Annotated in this window: 16 protein-coding genes; 8 read left to right on the top strand and 8 right to left on the bottom strand. The window is 66.1% G+C overall.

What is annotated here, in order from left to right; translation table 11 throughout:
* Positions 1-3: 3 nt before the first annotated feature.
* The 3 genes from AC1RRC_RS07570 to AC1RRC_RS07560 are packed head-to-tail and all read right to left on the bottom strand — an operon-like array spanning position 4 to position 5,299.
* On the bottom strand, positions 4-3,726 hold the full coding sequence (locus tag AC1RRC_RS07570) for a CHASE domain-containing protein (protein WP_493054649.1): 3,723 nt from the start codon (positions 3,724-3,726) through the stop codon (positions 4-6).
* Between the two features lie 5 nt (positions 3,727-3,731).
* The gene (locus tag AC1RRC_RS07565) at positions 3,732-4,667 is read right to left on the bottom strand and encodes a GGDEF domain-containing response regulator (protein ID WP_493054648.1); all 936 of its coding nucleotides are present in this window, start codon (positions 4,665-4,667) and stop codon (positions 3,732-3,734) included.
* A complete protein-coding gene (locus AC1RRC_RS07560; RefSeq protein WP_493054647.1) occupies positions 4,664-5,299 on the bottom strand; it encodes an Hpt domain-containing protein in 636 nt (211 codons plus the stop codon). The genes AC1RRC_RS07565 and AC1RRC_RS07560 overlap by 4 nt, the downstream gene beginning before the upstream one ends.
* Positions 5,300-5,699: 400 nt before the next feature.
* Between AC1RRC_RS07560 and AC1RRC_RS07555 the strand changes: the two genes are divergently transcribed.
* The 6 genes from AC1RRC_RS07555 to AC1RRC_RS07530 all read left to right on the top strand — a co-directional run bounded on the left by AC1RRC_RS07555 (position 5,700) and on the right by AC1RRC_RS07530 (position 10,878).
* A complete protein-coding gene (locus AC1RRC_RS07555) occupies positions 5,700-6,077 on the top strand; it encodes a CidA/LrgA family protein (RefSeq protein ID WP_493054646.1) in 378 nt (125 codons plus the stop codon).
* Entirely contained in the window at positions 6,070-6,816 is a 747-nt protein-coding gene (locus tag AC1RRC_RS07550; protein WP_493054713.1) for an LrgB family protein, read from the top strand. The genes AC1RRC_RS07555 and AC1RRC_RS07550 overlap by 8 nt, the downstream gene beginning before the upstream one ends.
* Positions 6,817-6,918: 102 nt before the next feature.
* Positions 6,919-9,861, top strand: coding sequence for an insulinase family protein (locus AC1RRC_RS07545; RefSeq protein ID WP_493054645.1), 2,943 nt, complete (start codon positions 6,919-6,921; stop codon positions 9,859-9,861).
* Between the two features lie 94 nt (positions 9,862-9,955).
* Positions 9,956-10,345, top strand: coding sequence for a hypothetical protein (locus AC1RRC_RS07540; protein ID WP_493054644.1), 390 nt, complete (start codon positions 9,956-9,958; stop codon positions 10,343-10,345).
* A complete protein-coding gene (locus AC1RRC_RS07535; RefSeq protein WP_493054643.1) occupies positions 10,346-10,609 on the top strand; it encodes a DUF5985 family protein in 264 nt (87 codons plus the stop codon).
* Positions 10,609-10,878 (top strand): DUF5985 family protein, encoded by a 270-nt coding sequence (locus AC1RRC_RS07530; RefSeq protein WP_493054642.1) that lies wholly within the window; start codon positions 10,609-10,611, stop codon positions 10,876-10,878. Before AC1RRC_RS07535 ends, AC1RRC_RS07530 begins: the two co-directional genes overlap by 1 nt.
* A 17-nt stretch (positions 10,879-10,895) precedes the next feature.
* On the opposite strand, the gene AC1RRC_RS07525 is transcribed toward AC1RRC_RS07530, so the two are convergent.
* The 4 genes from AC1RRC_RS07525 to AC1RRC_RS07510 all read right to left on the bottom strand — a co-directional run bounded on the left by AC1RRC_RS07525 (position 10,896) and on the right by AC1RRC_RS07510 (position 14,146).
* Complete coding sequence (locus AC1RRC_RS07525; protein ID WP_493054641.1) at positions 10,896-11,471, bottom strand: lysozyme; 576 nt, start codon at positions 11,469-11,471, stop codon at positions 10,896-10,898.
* 97 nt (positions 11,472-11,568) lie between these two features.
* The gene (gene pcaF / locus AC1RRC_RS07520) at positions 11,569-12,771 is read right to left on the bottom strand and encodes a 3-oxoadipyl-CoA thiolase (RefSeq protein WP_493054640.1); all 1,203 of its coding nucleotides are present in this window, start codon (positions 12,769-12,771) and stop codon (positions 11,569-11,571) included.
* 47 nt (positions 12,772-12,818) lie between these two features.
* Positions 12,819-13,469, bottom strand: coding sequence for a CoA transferase subunit B (locus tag AC1RRC_RS07515; protein ID WP_493054639.1), 651 nt, complete (start codon positions 13,467-13,469; stop codon positions 12,819-12,821).
* Entirely contained in the window at positions 13,466-14,146 is a 681-nt protein-coding gene (locus tag AC1RRC_RS07510; protein WP_493054638.1) for a 3-oxoacid CoA-transferase subunit A, read from the bottom strand. The genes AC1RRC_RS07515 and AC1RRC_RS07510 overlap by 4 nt, the downstream gene beginning before the upstream one ends.
* A gap of 132 nt (positions 14,147-14,278) precedes the next feature.
* Here AC1RRC_RS07510 and AC1RRC_RS07505 point away from each other — a divergent pair, with 132 nt between their 5' ends.
* Positions 14,279-15,109: an IclR family transcriptional regulator domain-containing protein gene (locus AC1RRC_RS07505; protein WP_493054637.1), complete on the top strand. Its 831-nt coding sequence runs from the start codon at positions 14,279-14,281 to the stop codon at positions 15,107-15,109.
* Between the two features lie 43 nt (positions 15,110-15,152).
* On the opposite strand, the gene AC1RRC_RS07500 is transcribed toward AC1RRC_RS07505, so the two are convergent.
* Positions 15,153-15,293: a hypothetical protein gene (locus AC1RRC_RS07500; RefSeq protein ID WP_493054636.1), complete on the bottom strand. Its 141-nt coding sequence runs from the start codon at positions 15,291-15,293 to the stop codon at positions 15,153-15,155.
* Positions 15,294-15,562: 269 nt separating this feature from the next.
* Here AC1RRC_RS07500 and AC1RRC_RS07495 point away from each other — a divergent pair, with 269 nt between their 5' ends.
* Positions 15,563-15,916 carry a hypothetical protein gene (locus tag AC1RRC_RS07495; protein ID WP_493054635.1) on the top strand — a complete coding sequence of 118 codons (354 nt, stop codon included), beginning with the start codon at positions 15,563-15,565 and terminating at the stop codon, positions 15,914-15,916.
* Positions 15,917-15,950: the final 34 nt, after the last annotated feature.

The raw sequence follows: 15,950 nt of genomic DNA, 5'->3' as shown, positions 1-15,950 counted from the left end.
CCTTTACCGGTAACGCGCAATGGTGGCGATCATGTCATCGCATTCGACCGGCTTGGCAATAAAATCATCCATTCCCGCCGCCAGGCATTCGGCCCGCTCGGCCTGCGTGACGCCGGCCGTCATGGCAATGATGGTGGTCCGCAGCCCCAGTTCCGTGCGGATCGCGCGCGTCGCCGTGAAACCATCCATCACCGGCATCTGCACATCCATCAGCACCACGTGATAGCGGCTGCCGTAGCGGCGCATGGCTTCCAGCGCTTCCTGGCCGTTGGCCGCGATATCGACGGTCGCGCCCGCGCCCTGCAGCATGGTCGAGGCCACCACCTGGTTCAGCGCATTGTCTTCGGCCAGCAGCAGCGCCATGCCGGCCAGCTCGCCGCCGGCCGCGCCAACCGGCCCGGTCCCGGCTTCGGCCTGGGCGCCGTGCGCCGCCTGCAGCACCGCCGCCAGTAAACTGCGCCGCGTGGCGGGACAATGCAAGACCGCGGCATGCATGAGCTCAGCGGGCAACGGCTGCGCCAGTGAGCCAAACCCGGAGACCAGGCGCACCACGAAGGGCGCACCTGCCCTGCCTGCCGACGGTTCCGCCGATGTGCCGGCTGCCGCACCATCTGCCACGCCCGTGTTGGTATCAGCCTTCGCGCCCATATCTCTCTCCTCCCCGGCAACCCTTTTCCCCGCCATCCGCGCCAACAGCGGCAACAGGCTGGCCGCGTCAAACGACGGCCCCGCCACCAGTCCCGCATAGGGTACGCCGGCGGTGCTGTCGAGCAGGCGCAGCGCCTGTTCGACACTGGCGGCGCGGCCAAAACGCCAGTCCCACGGCGCCGCCGCATGCACCAGGGCGCGGCCCGTGTCGTCATCGTCTTCCAGCAACAGCACGGCGATGCCGCACAGCGCGGGCGCCGGCATCGCCGGTGGCGCTGACACCGCCGCCGAACCATAAGGCACCGTGACGGTGAAGGTGCTGCCGTGACCGAGCGTACTGTCCACGGTGATGCCACCGCCCATCAGCCGCGCCAGGCGCCGGGCAATCGCCAGGCCCAGGCCGGTGCCGCCGTGGCGGCGGCTCATCGACGAATCCGCTTGCACAAAGGGCGAGAACAGGCGCGGCAGCAAGTCCGGTTCCATGCCGGGCCCGGTGTCGGCCACCGTCAGGTGCAGCATGCGCCGCTCGCCATCCTGCGGGGCGGCCCCGATCCGCAGCGACACCTTGCCCTCCTGGGTAAATTTCAACGCATTGCCGGCCAGGTTGATCAGGATTTGCTCCAGCCGCATGGCGTCGAGCCGCATGCACGGCGGCACACCCGGTTCCACATCGATCACGACTCGGATCGGCTTGTCCCCCACATTGACCGCCATGACCGCACCGATCGCATGCGCCACGTCGTCGATGCACATATCGGTTTCCGCCAGCTCCATCCGCCCCGCTTCGACTTTGGAGAAATCCAGGATGTCATTGAGCACATTGAGCAGGGTCCGGCCGGACGCGGCGATCATGCCCAGGTAATTTTGCTGCTCCGCCGTCAGCTGGGTGCGCCCCATCAACTGCGAAATGCCCAGCACCGCGTTCATCGGCGTGCGCAATTCATGGCTCATGTTGGCGACAAACGCGCTTTTGGCCTGGCTGGCCGATTCAGCCCGCTCCTTCGCGCCCAGCAATTCTTCGGCCGCCAGGCGCGCTTCGGTTTCCGACCGCTCCAGCACCGCGTTTTTCTCGTGCAGTTCGCGCGTCATGCGCTCGGCCAGCGCCAAGGCCTCCAGCCGCGTCGACGACAGCGAACGCACCATTTCAAAGATCAGGATGCTGACCAGCGCGCCCAACACCAGCACGATCTGCGCCTTTTCGCGGTCGATGCTCGCTTCGTAACCGGCGGTCGATGACACCCGCACGCGCCAATAGCGCCCGGTCTGGCCCAGCATGACCGCTTTCTCCAGCGTATACCGGCGCGCAAACACCGTGTCGCGCTCACCCGCCGCCGCGCCGCTGCGGTACAGCAGCGGCCCTTGCGCATCTTCCAGCACTTCCAGGCTCATTTCCGGCAACGCGCCCAGCGCCATGCTGCCAAACAAGTCTTCGATGCGGAACGCGGCATGAATAAACCCCATCAGTTCATGCATGCGCGCGGCCTCCGTGCCGGGGTCGACGCCGCCCCGGTACACCGGGTGGTACATGACGAAGCCGGGCGGCGGCGGCACACCGAGGTCGGTGCGCTCGCTGATCAGGGTCAGGCGCGACGTGGCGGCGATCCTGCCGCTGCGCGCCGCCTCCATCAGCGCCGCGCGCCGCACCGGCTCCGACAACACGTTATAGCCCCAGACGCGCCGGTTGGTGTCGTTGAACGGTTCCAGGTACTGGGCCACGGCAAGGTGCCCGCCCACGCTGTCCCGGGGCCAGATATGGAAGGCCGGGTTTTCACCGCGCATGCCCTGTTCATACGGGGTGACCATGTCGTCGTCGAGCCACGCGACGTAACCGACACTGGTCGAGCCGGGGAAGCTTTGTTCGATTTCCAGGCCCGCCACGAAACGCGCCCACTCCTTGCGCTCGACGGAGTGCGATGCCGCGAAATACGTCGCGCCGATCTTCAGCAAGCGTTCGTAATCGGTCACGCGGCTTTCCACGCGCTGCCACACCTGTTGCGCGATACGCTGGAAATTATCCGCCGCGCGCTGTTCGGTGTAATCGGCCACCAGTTGCCATGACACCGCGGTTGCGCCCAGTCCCGCATACAGCACGCACAGCGGCAACAGCGGCGGCCACTGGATGGTGCCGCGCCGCCCGCCCGGCGCGCGCCACTGCGCATTGCGCTCGGCATCGGCGCCCGCCATCAGCGCCGTCACGGCGGTCAGGCCGATGTAGGCGCCCAGCGCCAGCAAGGTGCCGTGCTGGGCGCCGACCACGAACGCGGGCGCCCCGGCGGCGGACGACAGCCATGCCGCCAGCATGATCAAGAGCACCAGCAGGCCGCTGCAGCGCTGGCCGAAACGCCACGCGGCCCAGCCGGCGCATGGCAACAGCAGGAACGGGGCGCTCGAAAACGTCACATAACCGGCCAGCGGCAGCGCGAAGGCCGCCGCCAGCAACACCAGCGTGACGCCGGCGTGCAATACGGCTTCCAGGCGCCGCCCGGACGGCTGCAGCGACGTATCGTCCGGCAGCGCGAAGACCAGCAGCGGTGGCGCCACCACCAGGAACCCCAGCACATCGCCCATCCACCAGGCGGTCGCGACATCGGCAAAGTCCGCCGCGCCGATATTGCCGGCCACCAGCAAGGTCAGGGCGCCGGCCAGCGCCACCGGTACCGAGGCCACCACCGAAGCCGCAGTGTACAGGTAGACCTGACGCAGTCTTTGGAAACGGAAGCTCGCGCCGAAGATACGCCGGGCCCAGCGCGCGGCCAGCAGCACCGCCACCATGTTGGCCAGCGCAATCACCACCGATGCCCCCGCGCCGGACAGCGTCAGCGGGCCATGGCGAACCTGGATCATGAGATTGGCCAGCATCGCCCCCAGCAGCACGGCCCAGTGCATGCGCGGCCCGCACAGCAACACGGCCGCCAGGCCGAGGCCGGTCGGCAGCCACACGGGAACGCCATTGCCTTTGGATATGGCCAGCACCTGGCCCAGCGCGGCCAGCGCCGCATACAGCAGGGCGCAGGCCAGGATAGCGGCGAGTTGCCGCCAACGCGGCTGGCCGGTCAGGTTCCAGTCGCGCCGCGTCATGATGGTCAGGGTCCGTGGCTGCCGGCGCCTTCGGCCGCGACCCGGTAACAGTTGCGGCCCTGCTGCTTGGCCAGGTACAGGGCGCGGTCGGCCTGGCCCAGGAACATTTCGACGGAGCTGCCCGGTTCGGGCAACATCGCGCTCAGGCCCACGCTGATGCTGACGTGCGACGCGGTCAGCGACGCCGCGTGCGGCAACCCGAGCGACGCCACCCGGCCGCAGATCCACGCGCCATAGTGTTCCAGCGCGGCCCAGTCGGAATTGGGCAGCAGCACCACGAATTCCTCGCCGCCATAGCGCGCCACGACTTCGGCGGGACGGCGCGTGCCGCTGCCGATGGCTTCGGCCACGGCTTTCAGGCAAGTGTCGCCCAACTGGTGGCCGTAATGGTCGTTATACAGCTTGAAATGGTCGACATCGATCAGCGCGACGCCCATCAAGTCGCGCTGGCGCTGGTGGCGGGCAAATTCCTCGGCCATCCGCTCATCGAAGAAGCGCCGGTTATACAGCCCGGTCAGCCCGTCGCGGCTGGCCTGGCCCTGCAAGCTTTGCAGCGCGGCCTGCAACCGCAAGTGGGTGCGCACGCGCGCCTGCACCACCGGGGCAATCAGCGGCTTGGTGATGAAATCGACGGCGCCGGCGGCCAGGCCCGCCAGTTCGCTTTCCGTGCTCGATTGCGCGGTCACGAAGATCACGGGGCTGTGCGGCAAATCCGGGTCGGCGGCAATCCGGCGGCACACTTCGAAGCCATCCATGTGGTGCATTTCCACATCGAGCAAAATCAGCTGCGGACGCTGGCGGCGCGCCATTTCCAGGCCGGTAATGCCGTCCATGGCGAAAATCACCTTGCCCTGGTCGCGCACCATGGCGGCCAGCAGCTGGATGGTCTCGGCATTGTCGTCGATGATCAGGATGGTGTTTTCATCGGCCGGCGCGCTCATCGCTGCCCTCCCTGCGGCGGCTCTCCCAGCGCGGACAGGACAGCGGAAAAGTCCAGGCGCGCCATGGCCTGCTCAATCGCGGCGGCGCGGGCCGGGCCCAGCGACGCCAGCGCGGACCGCACTTGCGGGTATTGAGTGACGGCGTCGATATCGCGCCCGGCCACCAGGGCTTTCCAGCGCGCCACCTCGGCGCCGTCCGCCACCGTGCCCGTCATGGCCAGGCGCGGCTGGCGCGCCAGCCAGGCCAGCGCCGTATCGACCGATGCCTGCAATTCGCGCCGGGCGGCGTCAAACTGCTGCTCGTTCGCGCGCCCCTCCCTGACTGCGGCTTCCAGCTCGCGCGAGCTGGCGGAGAAAATGCTGGCGCCAAGGGTGCCGATACTGCCGCGCAGCGAGTGGATCAGCGCGGCAGCCTGCACCGGCTGTCCCTCGCGCCAGGCGGCCAAGGCGTCATCCATGTCGCGCGGCGCCACGCCGCAGACCTTTTCCATCAGCACCAGCAGCGCTTCGCGCTGGGCCGGCTGGCTGGCGGCAGCCGCCATCAGCCGCGCCACATCAAACACCCCCGCCGTAAAAACCGGCTCAATTCCCGGTTCATTTCCTGGCATGCCGCCAGTTGTGTTATTCGTCATTATTTGTCGCTCTCCGCCATTTACCGGGATGCAATTATCATGTTTGCGATCATACTCGCATTCGGCACGGTCGCGCACCGGCCGTAACATGGCCGCCACAGAACCTCACGCTCCCCGCCAATGGGCCCACAAGGGGGTCCACAAGGGGGTCAGGCGTGCATTCATGCGCAATTCCATTGGGGTCAGGCGTGCATTCATGCATATCTTTTTGCCGGATAACCGGCTGGAAGCCACGCCGTGCCTGTACGGGCAAAGCGGGCCACGCCGTGCCGCGGTCTGGCAAGGATGTGGCCAACGCCAATCCGCCCCGGCGCCACCTGGGCAAGCGCGATAGAATTGCACGAATGCACGCCTGACCCCGGGCGATTTATGCACGAATGCACGCCTGACCCCACTATTAATGTTGACGACTTTTTCCTTGTTGCTGCTGTTTCAGTCCCTCGGCGAGGGGTTGGCGTATGCGTTTGGGTTGCCGGTGCCGGGCCCGGTGATTGGCATGTTGCTGTTGCTGGCGGCGCTGGCGGCGTCGCCCCGGCTGCTTGAGACCATGGAAGCGACCGCCAATGAATTGCTGCGCCACCTGTCGCTGCTGTTCGTGCCGGCCGGCGTCGGCATCATGGTGTCGGCCTCGGTGCTGCGCGGCCATTGGCTGGCCGTGATCGTTTCCGTGATCGCCAGCACGGCGCTGACCCTGGGCGTGACAGCGCTGGTGATGCGCGCGGCGTCCCGCAAGGAGCACACTGAGGACACTGAGCGCAAGGACGGCAATGATGCCTGAAACCGCCCTGCCGGAATTGAACCGCATCTGGATTTACCTGGCCGCCACGCCGCTGCTGGGACTGACCTTGACCCTGTGCGCCTATGCACTGGCCCATGCGATTTACACCCGCTGCAAATTCTCGCCGCTGGCCAACCCGGTCGCCATCGCGGTGGCGCTGATTTGTGGCGTGCTGGCCGCCAGCGGCATGCCTTACCGCGATTATTTTGCCGGCGCCCAGTTCGTGCACTTCCTGCTGGGGCCCGCCACCGTGGCGCTGGCCGTGCCGCTGGCGCGCGCCCTGCCGCGCGTGCGCCAGGTCTTTATTCCCATGGCGTGCGCGTTGCTGGCCGGTTCCGTGACGGCCATCGTCTCGGCCGTAGGCCTGGTGCTGGCGCTGGGCGGAACGCACCAGCTGGCGGCCAGTATCGGCCCGAAATCGGCCACGTCGCCGATCGCCATGGCGGTGTCCGACAAGCTGGGCGGTCTTCCCGCGCTGACCGCCGTGCTGGTGATCATCACCGGCATCTTCGGCGCCGTGGCCGGGCGCGCCCTGTTCAATGCGCTGCGTATCGATCGGCCGGAGTGGCGCGGCTTTGCGCTGGGTGTGGCGTCGCACGGCATCGGCACCGCCCGCGCCTTCCAGGTCAGCGCGGAAATGGGCGCCTTTGCCGGGCTCGGCATGGGCTTGAATGGCGTGCTGACGGCGCTGCTGGCGCCGCAATTGGCGCCTTGGCTAATGCGGTGGCTGGGGGGCTGACCGGGGCGAGCGCGCGCCGCGTTTGTCGGACTGGCGCTACAGTCCGCATGGAAACACCAATTGCGCTTACACTGGAGTCCTGCCTGACAACCGGGGGACCCCATGATCCAGTTCAATAAACTCCGCAGCCATACCATCCCCACCCTGCAGGCCACCGTCGACGAATATGTGGAACCCGCCTCCGGCGCCGTGCACATCCACGTCGCCACGACGCAGCCGGACCTGGCTTTCCTGGTGGGATTCCCCACCGTCCCCGACACCAGCGACGGCCGCGCCCACATCCTGGAACACCTGGCGCTGTGCGGTTCCGGCCGCTATCCGGTGCGCGACCCGTTCTTTTCCATGCTGCGCCGCTCCACCGCGACCTTCATGAACGCCATGACGTACGCGGACCGCACCGTCTACCCCTTTGCCTCGACCTCCCGCACCGACTTCTTCAACTTGCTGGACGTCTACCTGGACGCCGCCTTCTTCCCCAACCTCGATTACCTGAACTTCCTGCAGGAAGGCTGGCGCCATACGCTCGACGATGGCAAGCTCGGTTACCAGGGTGTGGTGTTCAATGAAATGAAAGGCGCGTTTGCCGACCCGATGCGCGCGCTGTACAACGGCATCGGCGCCGCCCTGTTGCCGGAAACCACGTACCAGGTGGTGTCCGGCGGCGATCCGCTGGCGATTCCCGACTTGACGCACCAGATGCTCAAGGATTTCCACGCCAGCCATTACCACCCGTCGCAAGCCGTATTCATGACGGCCGGCCCGATCGACCCGCTCGACATCCAGCGCCACATCACCGACAAGGTGCTGGCCCGCCTGCCCGGCGGCGCGCCGCGCCGCGTGCCGCAACTGGCAGCGCCGTTCACCGCGCCGCGCGACCATGCGATCCGGATACCGTCGCAGTCCGGCAAGCCGGACGAATATGGCTTCCAGCTGACCTGGCTGATGGGCGAATCGGCCGACGCCTTTGTCCATTACCACGCCAACCTGCTGTCGGCCGGCTTGCTGGGCGACGCGTCCGCGCCACTGAAAAAAGCCATGGAATCGGCCGGCTTTGGCCGCCCGTCGCGCCTGAACGGGCACGACCCCAGCGCGCGCCAGATGCTGTTCCACGTCGGCATGGAAGGCTTGACGGAAGACCAGTTGGGCGCCGCCCGCGCCCGCATGTGGGAAGCGCTGCAATACGCGGCCACCCACGGCGTGCCGCACGACATGCTGTCGGCCGCCCTGCGCGACATCCGCTACGGCCAGCGCGACACGGCCAGCGGCCGCATGCCCAATGTCCTGGGCCGCATGCTGCACGCGCTGCCCGTCGCCATGCGCGGCGGCGACGTGATCAGCGCCTTCGACAGCGATGCCGTGCTGGCCCAGCTCGAGCGCGACATCGCCGACCCGGACTTCTTCAAAGGACTGGTGCGCACCATGCTCGATTCCCCGGCACGCTTGGAAGTCACGGTGGTGCCCGATCCCGCATATTTTTCGGAACGCGCCGCGCAGGAAGAAGCCGCACTGGCGGTCCGTCAGGCGGCACTGACCGAGACCGAGCGCAGCCGCATCCTCGACGACGCGGCCGCACTGGACGCCCACCAGCGGCGCGTGGTCGACAATGGCGTGCTGCCCCGTATCCTGCCAGGCGACGTCGGCACCGAACCGCGCCTGTTGCCCGATATTCCCGCGCCAATCGACGGCGCCTACCGTTTCGATATCGCGTCGAACGGCATTTCCTATGCGCGGGTGCATTACGACGTATCGGACATGCCGGCCGAAGACTGGCCATGGCTGCAGCTGTATACCGACTTGCGGCGCGACCTCGGCGTGGCCGGCATGAATTACGAAGAAGCCGGCGCATGGCGCCAGCGCATGGCGGCCACGTTCGGCGTCAATTTCGACGCCATCATGCGCGAAGACGGTTCGCTGCTGCTCGATGTCAGCTTTGCCGCCAGCGGCTTGCGCGAAGAACACCAGAGCATGGGCGATTTACTGGCCTCGCACATTGCCAGCCCCCGTTTCGACGAGCATGAGCGGATCGCGTTCCTGGTCGAGCGCATGGTGCGCAATCGCATCAACAGCCTGGCGCAATCCGGCAACCGCTATGCGGCGCTGACCGCCGCCGCCCCGCTGTCTCCGCTGCGCCATATCGAAGACCTGGCCAGCGGCACCACCGTGCTGCCCTTCATGGCGCAGCTGCAGCGCATGGCGCATACGCCGGAAGGCGTGGCTGAGATTGCCCGGCGCCTGTCGGCGCTGCACGAGCGCATCGTGGCCGGCCCCGTCACCGTGCTGTGCGCGGGCGCCGGCGGTGACGCCGATGCGCTGGCCGCCGCGATCCGGCTGCCAGGCGCCAACCGGCACGATACCGGACCAGCCGGACACGCCGGTAGCATGCCCGGCGCGGACCGGGCAGCGGCGGCGTCGGCGGCGTCGGCCTCCGGGCCCGTGACGCCGGCCGGCGCCGCAACGCCGCCGCTGGCCAATGCCGCGCTGTTTGCCCCCGGCCAGGTCAATCACTGCAGCATCGCCTGGCCCGCCCCGCGCCAGGCCCATGCCGATGCGGCCGCGCTGGCGGTGGCGGCGGAACTGTTAACCCACCAGGTCTTGCACCAGGCACTGCGCGAACAGGGCGGCGCCTATGGCGGGTCGGCCGGTTATGCCGGCAACGCCGGGATCTTTTCCATGATGTCGTACCGCGATCCCCGCCTGGCGGGCACCTATGCGGATTTCAACGCCGCGATCGACAAGGTGCTGGCCACCGATTTCACGCAGGAACAAATCGAAGAAGCCATCATCTGCGTGGTGCGGGGACTGGACCGTCCGGACTCGCCGTACGACGCGGTGCTGGCGGCCTGGACCCTGCACCGGCGCGGCATCGCGATGGACGTGCGGCGCCGGTTCCGCCACGGTGTGCTGCACTGCACGCAAGACACCATCAAGGCGGCCGTGCGGACCTGGCTGAAAAACGGCACGCCAAGCCGGGCCGCCTTTGCCGGCAACACCGAGCAAGACCTGGCCGGGCTGGACGTGGTCGACATGCTGGCCCTGACGTCCTGACATCAGGCATTGGCAGCCTCACATTTCCAATCGTACACACCCGTTGTAACATTTCGTGGGAACATGACGGCAAGAAATCTATTTCTTTGCCGTCATGGAACCAAGTGCCATTCCCGATGACATCCGGCGTTTTATCCTGCTCCGGATTCCATCGATCCCTTACCTGGAAGCACTGCTGCTGATGCGGGATAACCCCGCACAGGCGTGGAACAGCCACGGCCTGGCGCAGCGCCTGTACCTGAACGGCGCCGCCTGCGATACCCTGCTGCGCCAGCTGCACGGCGCCGGCATCACGACGCCCGCGCCCGGCATGGCGGGCAGCTTCCGCTACGCGCCGGCCGAAGCGCCGCTGGCGCACATGCTGGACCGGGTCGCGCAAGTCTATGCGCGCCACCTGGTCGAAGTCAGCACACTGATCCATGCGAAAACCAACAAGAAGGCGCAGCTGTTCGCGGACGCCTTTGTATGGCGAAAGGACAAATAAATGGCCAACATTATTTACCTGTTGTGCGCCGCCACCGCGTTTGCCTGTGCGTGGCTGCTGTTGCGCAGCTACCGGCATACGCGCCACCGGCTGCTGCTGTGGAGCGGCCTGTGCTTTTCCTGCCTGGTGGTCAACAATATCCTGCTGATCCTGGACCGCATCGTGTTCCCGGAACCGGACGTGGATTTGACCACGTGGCGGCTGGCGTCGGCGCTGGTGGCGCTGCTGCCGCTGCTGTACGGGCTGATCTGGGAGGATGACTGATGCCGCTCAATGCCATCCTGGTCGGCGCGATTGTCATGGCGGCCGCCGTCATCGCGCTGTTTTTCCTGCGCTATTGGCGCCATACGCGCGACCGCTTTTTCCTGTACTTCGCGCTGGCCTTCACGCTGGAAGCGACCCAGCGCCTGCTGGGCGCCATGCGGCCCGTCGACGCGCCGGATTCGCCCCTGTATTACCTGATGCGGCTGGCGGCGTATGCGCTGATCCTGGTTGCCATCATTGGCAAGAACCGCCGCCCGCCGCCGGAGTGAGCCCCCGATATGCCCGCTCAAGCCTGCAGCGACGGCCAGTCGTCGAGGCTGTCGATGGTTTTCCAGGCCACGGTACAGGCATTGGTCTCGTCCATGCCGGAAAAGATCGCCGCCTCGACCCAGCGCCGCCGCAGCAACCCCACCAGCGGCTTGCCTTCGTGATGGATCCATTTGCGCATTTCATTGGGCACCGCGTCAATTTTCCCACTGTTCAGCAAGGTCAGCATGGTGGACTTGGCGAGGTTGCCTTCGCCCAGGTTATACGTCCATGAAATCAGCGAAGCGGCCTGCGCCTCGTTCAAGGCCGGCTTGACGCGGCGCGCGACCGCCAGCGCCGCGCCGCGCATATCCCGCTGCAGCAATTTCACGGCCTCGTCTTCGGAGATTTTCGGTGTTTTATCGGTCACGGGCCTTTCATTGCCGTCAACGATGGAACCGTAGCCGATGGTCCAGGTGCCGCCCGGCAGGTTGCCATTGTCGTCGTATGGCGTGGCGGAAAACCCTTCGAGGCGGCGTACCACGGCGGTGGCGGCCAGCGGCACCGCCAGGGTTGCGGGATTTTTATCCCATGGTTTCTGGTTTGCTTTGGACATCCCGACCTCCCTTGTAAACGTTATCGTTTCAAGTTAGGCCGGGATCTCCAGCACAAAGTCACGGATTGTCACAAGTGCAAAAATGCCACAAATTTAATCACACCCGCTCGATGGCGATCGCGATGCCCTGCCCCACGCCCACGCACATGGTGCACAGCGCGTAACGCCCGCCGCCGCGTTGCAGCTGGTACGCTGCGGTGGTCACCAGGCGCGCGCCGCTCATGCCCAGCGGATGGCCCAGTGCGATCGCGCCGCCCTGCGGGTTGACGCGCGCATCGTCATCGGCCAGCCCCAGGCCGCGCAGCACCGCCAGGCCCTGCGATGCGAACGCTTCATTCAGCTCGATCAGGTCGAACTGGTCCAGGGTCATGTCCAGCTGGCGCAGCAGCTTTTGCACGGCCGGCACCGGCCCGATGCCCATCACGCGCGGCGCCACACCGGCCGCCGCCATGCCGAGCACACGGGCGCGCGGCGTCAAGCCATATTGCCGCACCGCTTGCGCGCTGGCCAGCAGCACCGCGCAGGCGCCGTCATTGACGCCCGACGCGTTGCCCGCCGTAACGCTGCCCTCCGCGTGCACCACGCCTTTCAGTTTGGCCAGCGTGTCCAGGCTGGTCGCGCGCGGGTGTTCATCCTGCGCAAACAGCACTGGATCGCCCTTCTTTTGCGGGACCGGCACCGCCACGATTTCGTCATTAAACAGCCCGTCACGCTGGGCGCGGGCGGTGCGGTCCTGGCTGCGCAAGGCAAACGCATCCTGGTCGGCGCGGCTGATATGGTGGTCGACCGCGACGTTTTCCGCGGTTTCCGGCATCGCGTCGGTCCCATACAGTTGCTTCATGGCTTTGTTCGGAAAGCGCCAGCCGATGGTGGTGTCATATATCGCGGCGCTGCGGCTGAAGGCGCTGTCGGCCTTGCCCATCACGAAGGGCGCGCGGGTCATGGATTCCACGCCGCCCGCCAGCATCAGGTGCGCCGCGCCGGACTGGATCGCACGGGCCGCCTGGCCCACCGCGTCCATGCCGGAACCGCACAGGCGGTTGACCGTGGTGCCAGGCACCTCGAGCGGCAAGCCCGCCAGCAACGCGGCCATGCGCGCCACATTGCGGTTGTCTTCACCAGCCTGGTTGGCGCAGCCATAGATCACATCGTCGACAGCTTGCCAGTCCACCTGCGGATTACGGCGCATCAGTTCGCGCAGCGGGATGGCGCCGAGGTCGTCGGCGCGCACATCTTTCAGTGCGCCGCCGTAACGGCCGATGGGAGTGCGGATCGCGTCGCAGATAAAAGCATCGTTCATTTCAGTTTCCTTAAATTAGTTGGCTCGGCAAACCGCCATGCGCGCGTTCAGGCTCGCAGCAGCGGCGCGGCCGTCACCGTTTGCAGTTGTTCAAAGCTCAGGCCGTCGGCCATTTCGCGCACCACCAGGCCGCGCGCCGTCACATCGAGCACCGCCAGGTCGGTATAAATCCGGTTGACGCAGCCGATGCCGGTGACCGGATAGGTGCACTGGCCGACGATTTTCGATTCGCCGCTCTTGGTCTGGTGTTCCATCATGACAAACACCTGCTTGGCGCCGATCGCCAGGTCCATCGCGCCGCCCACCGCGGGAATCGCATCCGGCGCGCCGGTATGCCAGTTGGCCAGATCGCCTTCGGACGACACCTGGAACGCGCCCAGCACGCAGATGTCAAGGTGGCCGCCGCGCATCATCGCGAACGAATCGCTGTGGTGGAAGTAAGCGCCGCCGGTCAGCAAGGTCACCGGCTGTTTGCCGGCGTTGATCAAGTCTTCGTCTTCCTCGCCTTCGGCCGGCGCCGGGCCCATGCCCAATAAACCGTTTTCGCTGTGCAAAAACACTTCACGTTCGGCCGGCAGGTAATTGGCGACGCTGGTCGGCAAGCCGATGCCGAGGTTGACGTACGCGCCTTCCTGGATATCCCGCGCCACCCGGGCCGCCATCTGTTCGCGGCTGTAGCGTTTCACTTCGCTGCTCATTGCACATTCCCTTTCACATCAGCTTTGACGACGCGCTGCACAAAAATGCCGGGCGTAACGATCACTTCCGGATCCAGCTCACCCAGCGCCACCACGTCCTGCACCTGGGCAATCGTGGTTTTCGCGGCCATCGCCATGATCGGGCCGAAGTTGCGGGCAGTCTTGCGGTACACCAGGTTGCCCCAGCGGTCCCCCTTCAGCGCCTTGATCAACGCAAAGTCGGCGTGGATCGGCGATTCCAGCACGTAGTTGCGGCCGTTGATGACGCGGGTTTCCTTACCCTCCGCCAACAAGGTGCCGAAACCGGTCGGCGTGAAAAAGCCGCCGATGCCGGCGCCGGCCGCACGGATGCGCTCGGCCAGGTTGCCTTGCGGCGTCAGTTCCAGCTCGATTTCACCGGCGCGGTACAGCGCATCGAACACGTGCGAGTCCGCCTGGCGCGGAAACGAGCAAATGATCTTGCGCACGCGTTTGGCCTTGAGCAGCGCGGCCAGGCCGGTGTCGCCGTTGCCGGCATTGTTGTTGACGATGGTGAGGTCGCGCGCGCCGTGCGCAATCAGCGCATCGATCAGCGCCGACGGCATGCCCGCGTTGCCAAAGCCGCCAATCATCACGGTGGCGCCATCGTGGATATCGCCGACGGCGCCTTCCAGAGAGTCAAATGTCTTGTCGATCATGGTTCATCCCATTTAAAGTGTTCGATTACCGCACACATGTTTGTTTATCGCACACTCAGTGTATCGACATTGCCGCGCCGCGGTCAAGAAAAAATCTTCTATCGGGAACGGCACTCCGGATAAAATCCCGCCATGCCTACCAAACCGACTCCAGACCTTGCCGCCCCGGCAGAGCGCGAACCCACCATCGCCGAACAGATCGATGCGATGACCGATCCCAGTTTCATGACGTCGCTGGCACGCGGCCTGGCGGTGGTGCGCGCGTTTTCCGATTCGCGCAAGCCGCAAACCATTGCGCAGATCAGCAACAAGACCGGCATCCCCCGCGCCGCCGTGCGGCGCTGCCTGTACACCTTGCAGCAGCTGGGCTATGTCGATGCGGAACTGAACAATTTCTCGCTGCGGCCGAAAGTGCTGACGCTCGGGTATTCGTATTTGTCGTCCACCCCGCTGACGGTGTCGGCGCAGCCGTGCCTGAACGCCATCAGCCGCGAACTGAATGAATCCAGTTCGCTGGCGGTGCTCGATGAAGGGGAAATCCTGTATGTTGCGCGCGCGGCCACGTCGCGCGTGATGTCGGTGGCGCTCAATACCGGCAGCCGTTTGCCGGCCTATTGCACGTCGCTGGGGAGGGTCATGCTGGCGCACTTGCCGCCCGGCGAACTCGATGCCTACTTTGAAAAAACGCGGCTGCGCCCGATGACGGAGCGGACGGTGGTGGAAGAAGCGCGCTTGCGGGACATCCTGCGCGGCGTGCGCCAGGCCGGCTACGCCGTCAACGATGAAGAACTGGAAGTGGGATTGCGCTCGATTGCCGTGCCCGTGCGGGGCGCATCGGGCCAGGTACTGGCGGCGCTGAACGTGGGCGCGCAAGCGGCCCGGGTGTCGGTGGATAAACTTGAAAAGGAATTCCTGCCGGCGCTGCTGCGCGGAGCGCAGGAATTATCGGTGCTGCTGCCGTGATGGCTGGTGCGGCGCCAGGGTATCTGGCGCGGATCAGCCTGGATTAAAACGTGCGGCGCCGTCCCTGGCCCAGCACCCGTTCAATGACATTGTCCGGCACATCAAAACTGCGCATATAAGACACCGCCAATTGCCGGCCCATCGTATCGTTCAGCATCACGCCATGTTCGACGATTGCCGCCATATGTGTATTCGTTCGTCTCTGCGATGCAGAGTTACCGCCCACCATCCGCCGCCTCCAACAGTCACTTTCCCAAAACCAAAGGTAACACACTTGCCACCAGAACACTAGATAAATTGCAACAAACTTTTCTTTATGGCAAATACTTGCACCGCGCGCCGCTTGACCTTCCCCCCGTGGCAAGGTTTATAGTGTCGGCCTGATACGGCGTTTGCCGCGTTTTTTCTCCGAACCCCATGCCCTTTCTTGTTCGCTGCCTGCTGTGGATATTGATGGCCGCCTTGCCCCTGCAAGGCAGCGCCGCGGTATTTGCCGCCTGCGCGGCGCAGGGCGCCGCCCCGGCATCCGTATCGGCTGCGGTGTCTTCGTCCGCGTCGCACGGCTGCCATGAACAGCTTGCGGCCACCGTGGATGGCGCGCCGGCGCAAGACGATGGCGGCGCCGGCCGCCAGCCGCACGGCAAATGCAGTACCTGCGCCAGTTGCTGCACGGCCGCCACCGCGCCGCCGCATGCGGCGCTCCCGCCCGGCCCTTTGCCCCGCGCCGCCCGTGCAATGCCCGCCAAGGAAGCGGCCATCGCCGCGATTTTCCCCGCCGGCCTGGAACGCCCGCCCCGCGCGCTGTAACCCGTTCGCGTTACACGCCGCGGCCCGCGCCGCG

Source organism: Pseudoduganella sp. GW821-FHT12E03 (assembly GCF_058807115.1).
Note: the sequence above shows the minus strand (reverse complement) of the source record. Positions and strands in the feature narration are given on the sequence as shown.

What these genes read in the sequence shown, in the direction of transcription:
- AC1RRC_RS07545 (WP_493054645.1), top strand. Translation starts at nt 6,919, where the DNA reads ATGATCCAGTTCAATAAACTCCGCAGCCATACCATCCCCACCCTGCAG.
- AC1RRC_RS07505 (WP_493054637.1), top strand. Translation starts at nt 14,279, where the DNA reads ATGCCTACCAAACCGACTCCAGACCTTGCCGCCCCGGCAGAGCGCGAA.
- pcaF (WP_493054640.1), bottom strand. Translation starts at nt 12,771, where the DNA reads ATGAACGATGCTTTTATCTGCGACGCGATCCGCACTCCCATCGGCCGT.
- AC1RRC_RS07565 (WP_493054648.1), bottom strand. Translation starts at nt 4,667, where the DNA reads ATGAGCGCGCCGGCCGATGAAAACACCATCCTGATCATCGACGACAAT.
- AC1RRC_RS07525 (WP_493054641.1), bottom strand. Translation starts at nt 11,471, where the DNA reads ATGTCCAAAGCAAACCAGAAACCATGGGATAAAAATCCCGCAACCCTG.
- AC1RRC_RS07555 (WP_493054646.1), top strand. Translation starts at nt 5,700, where the DNA reads ATGTTGACGACTTTTTCCTTGTTGCTGCTGTTTCAGTCCCTCGGCGAG.
- AC1RRC_RS07560 (WP_493054647.1), bottom strand. Translation starts at nt 5,299, where the DNA reads ATGACGAATAACACAACTGGCGGCATGCCAGGAAATGAACCGGGAATT.
- AC1RRC_RS07510 (WP_493054638.1), bottom strand. Translation starts at nt 14,146, where the DNA reads ATGATCGACAAGACATTTGACTCTCTGGAAGGCGCCGTCGGCGATATC.
- AC1RRC_RS07540 (WP_493054644.1), top strand. Translation starts at nt 9,956, where the DNA reads ATGGAACCAAGTGCCATTCCCGATGACATCCGGCGTTTTATCCTGCTC.
- AC1RRC_RS07550 (WP_493054713.1), top strand. Translation starts at nt 6,070, where the DNA reads ATGCCTGAAACCGCCCTGCCGGAATTGAACCGCATCTGGATTTACCTG.
- AC1RRC_RS07530 (WP_493054642.1), top strand. Translation starts at nt 10,609, where the DNA reads ATGCCGCTCAATGCCATCCTGGTCGGCGCGATTGTCATGGCGGCCGCC.
- AC1RRC_RS07515 (WP_493054639.1), bottom strand. Translation starts at nt 13,469, where the DNA reads ATGAGCAGCGAAGTGAAACGCTACAGCCGCGAACAGATGGCGGCCCGG.
- AC1RRC_RS07570 (WP_493054649.1), bottom strand. Translation starts at nt 3,726, where the DNA reads ATGACGCGGCGCGACTGGAACCTGACCGGCCAGCCGCGTTGGCGGCAA.
- AC1RRC_RS07500 (WP_493054636.1), bottom strand. Translation starts at nt 15,293, where the DNA reads ATGGCGGCAATCGTCGAACATGGCGTGATGCTGAACGATACGATGGGC.
- AC1RRC_RS07495 (WP_493054635.1), top strand. Translation starts at nt 15,563, where the DNA reads ATGGCCGCCTTGCCCCTGCAAGGCAGCGCCGCGGTATTTGCCGCCTGC.
- AC1RRC_RS07535 (WP_493054643.1), top strand. Translation starts at nt 10,346, where the DNA reads ATGGCCAACATTATTTACCTGTTGTGCGCCGCCACCGCGTTTGCCTGT.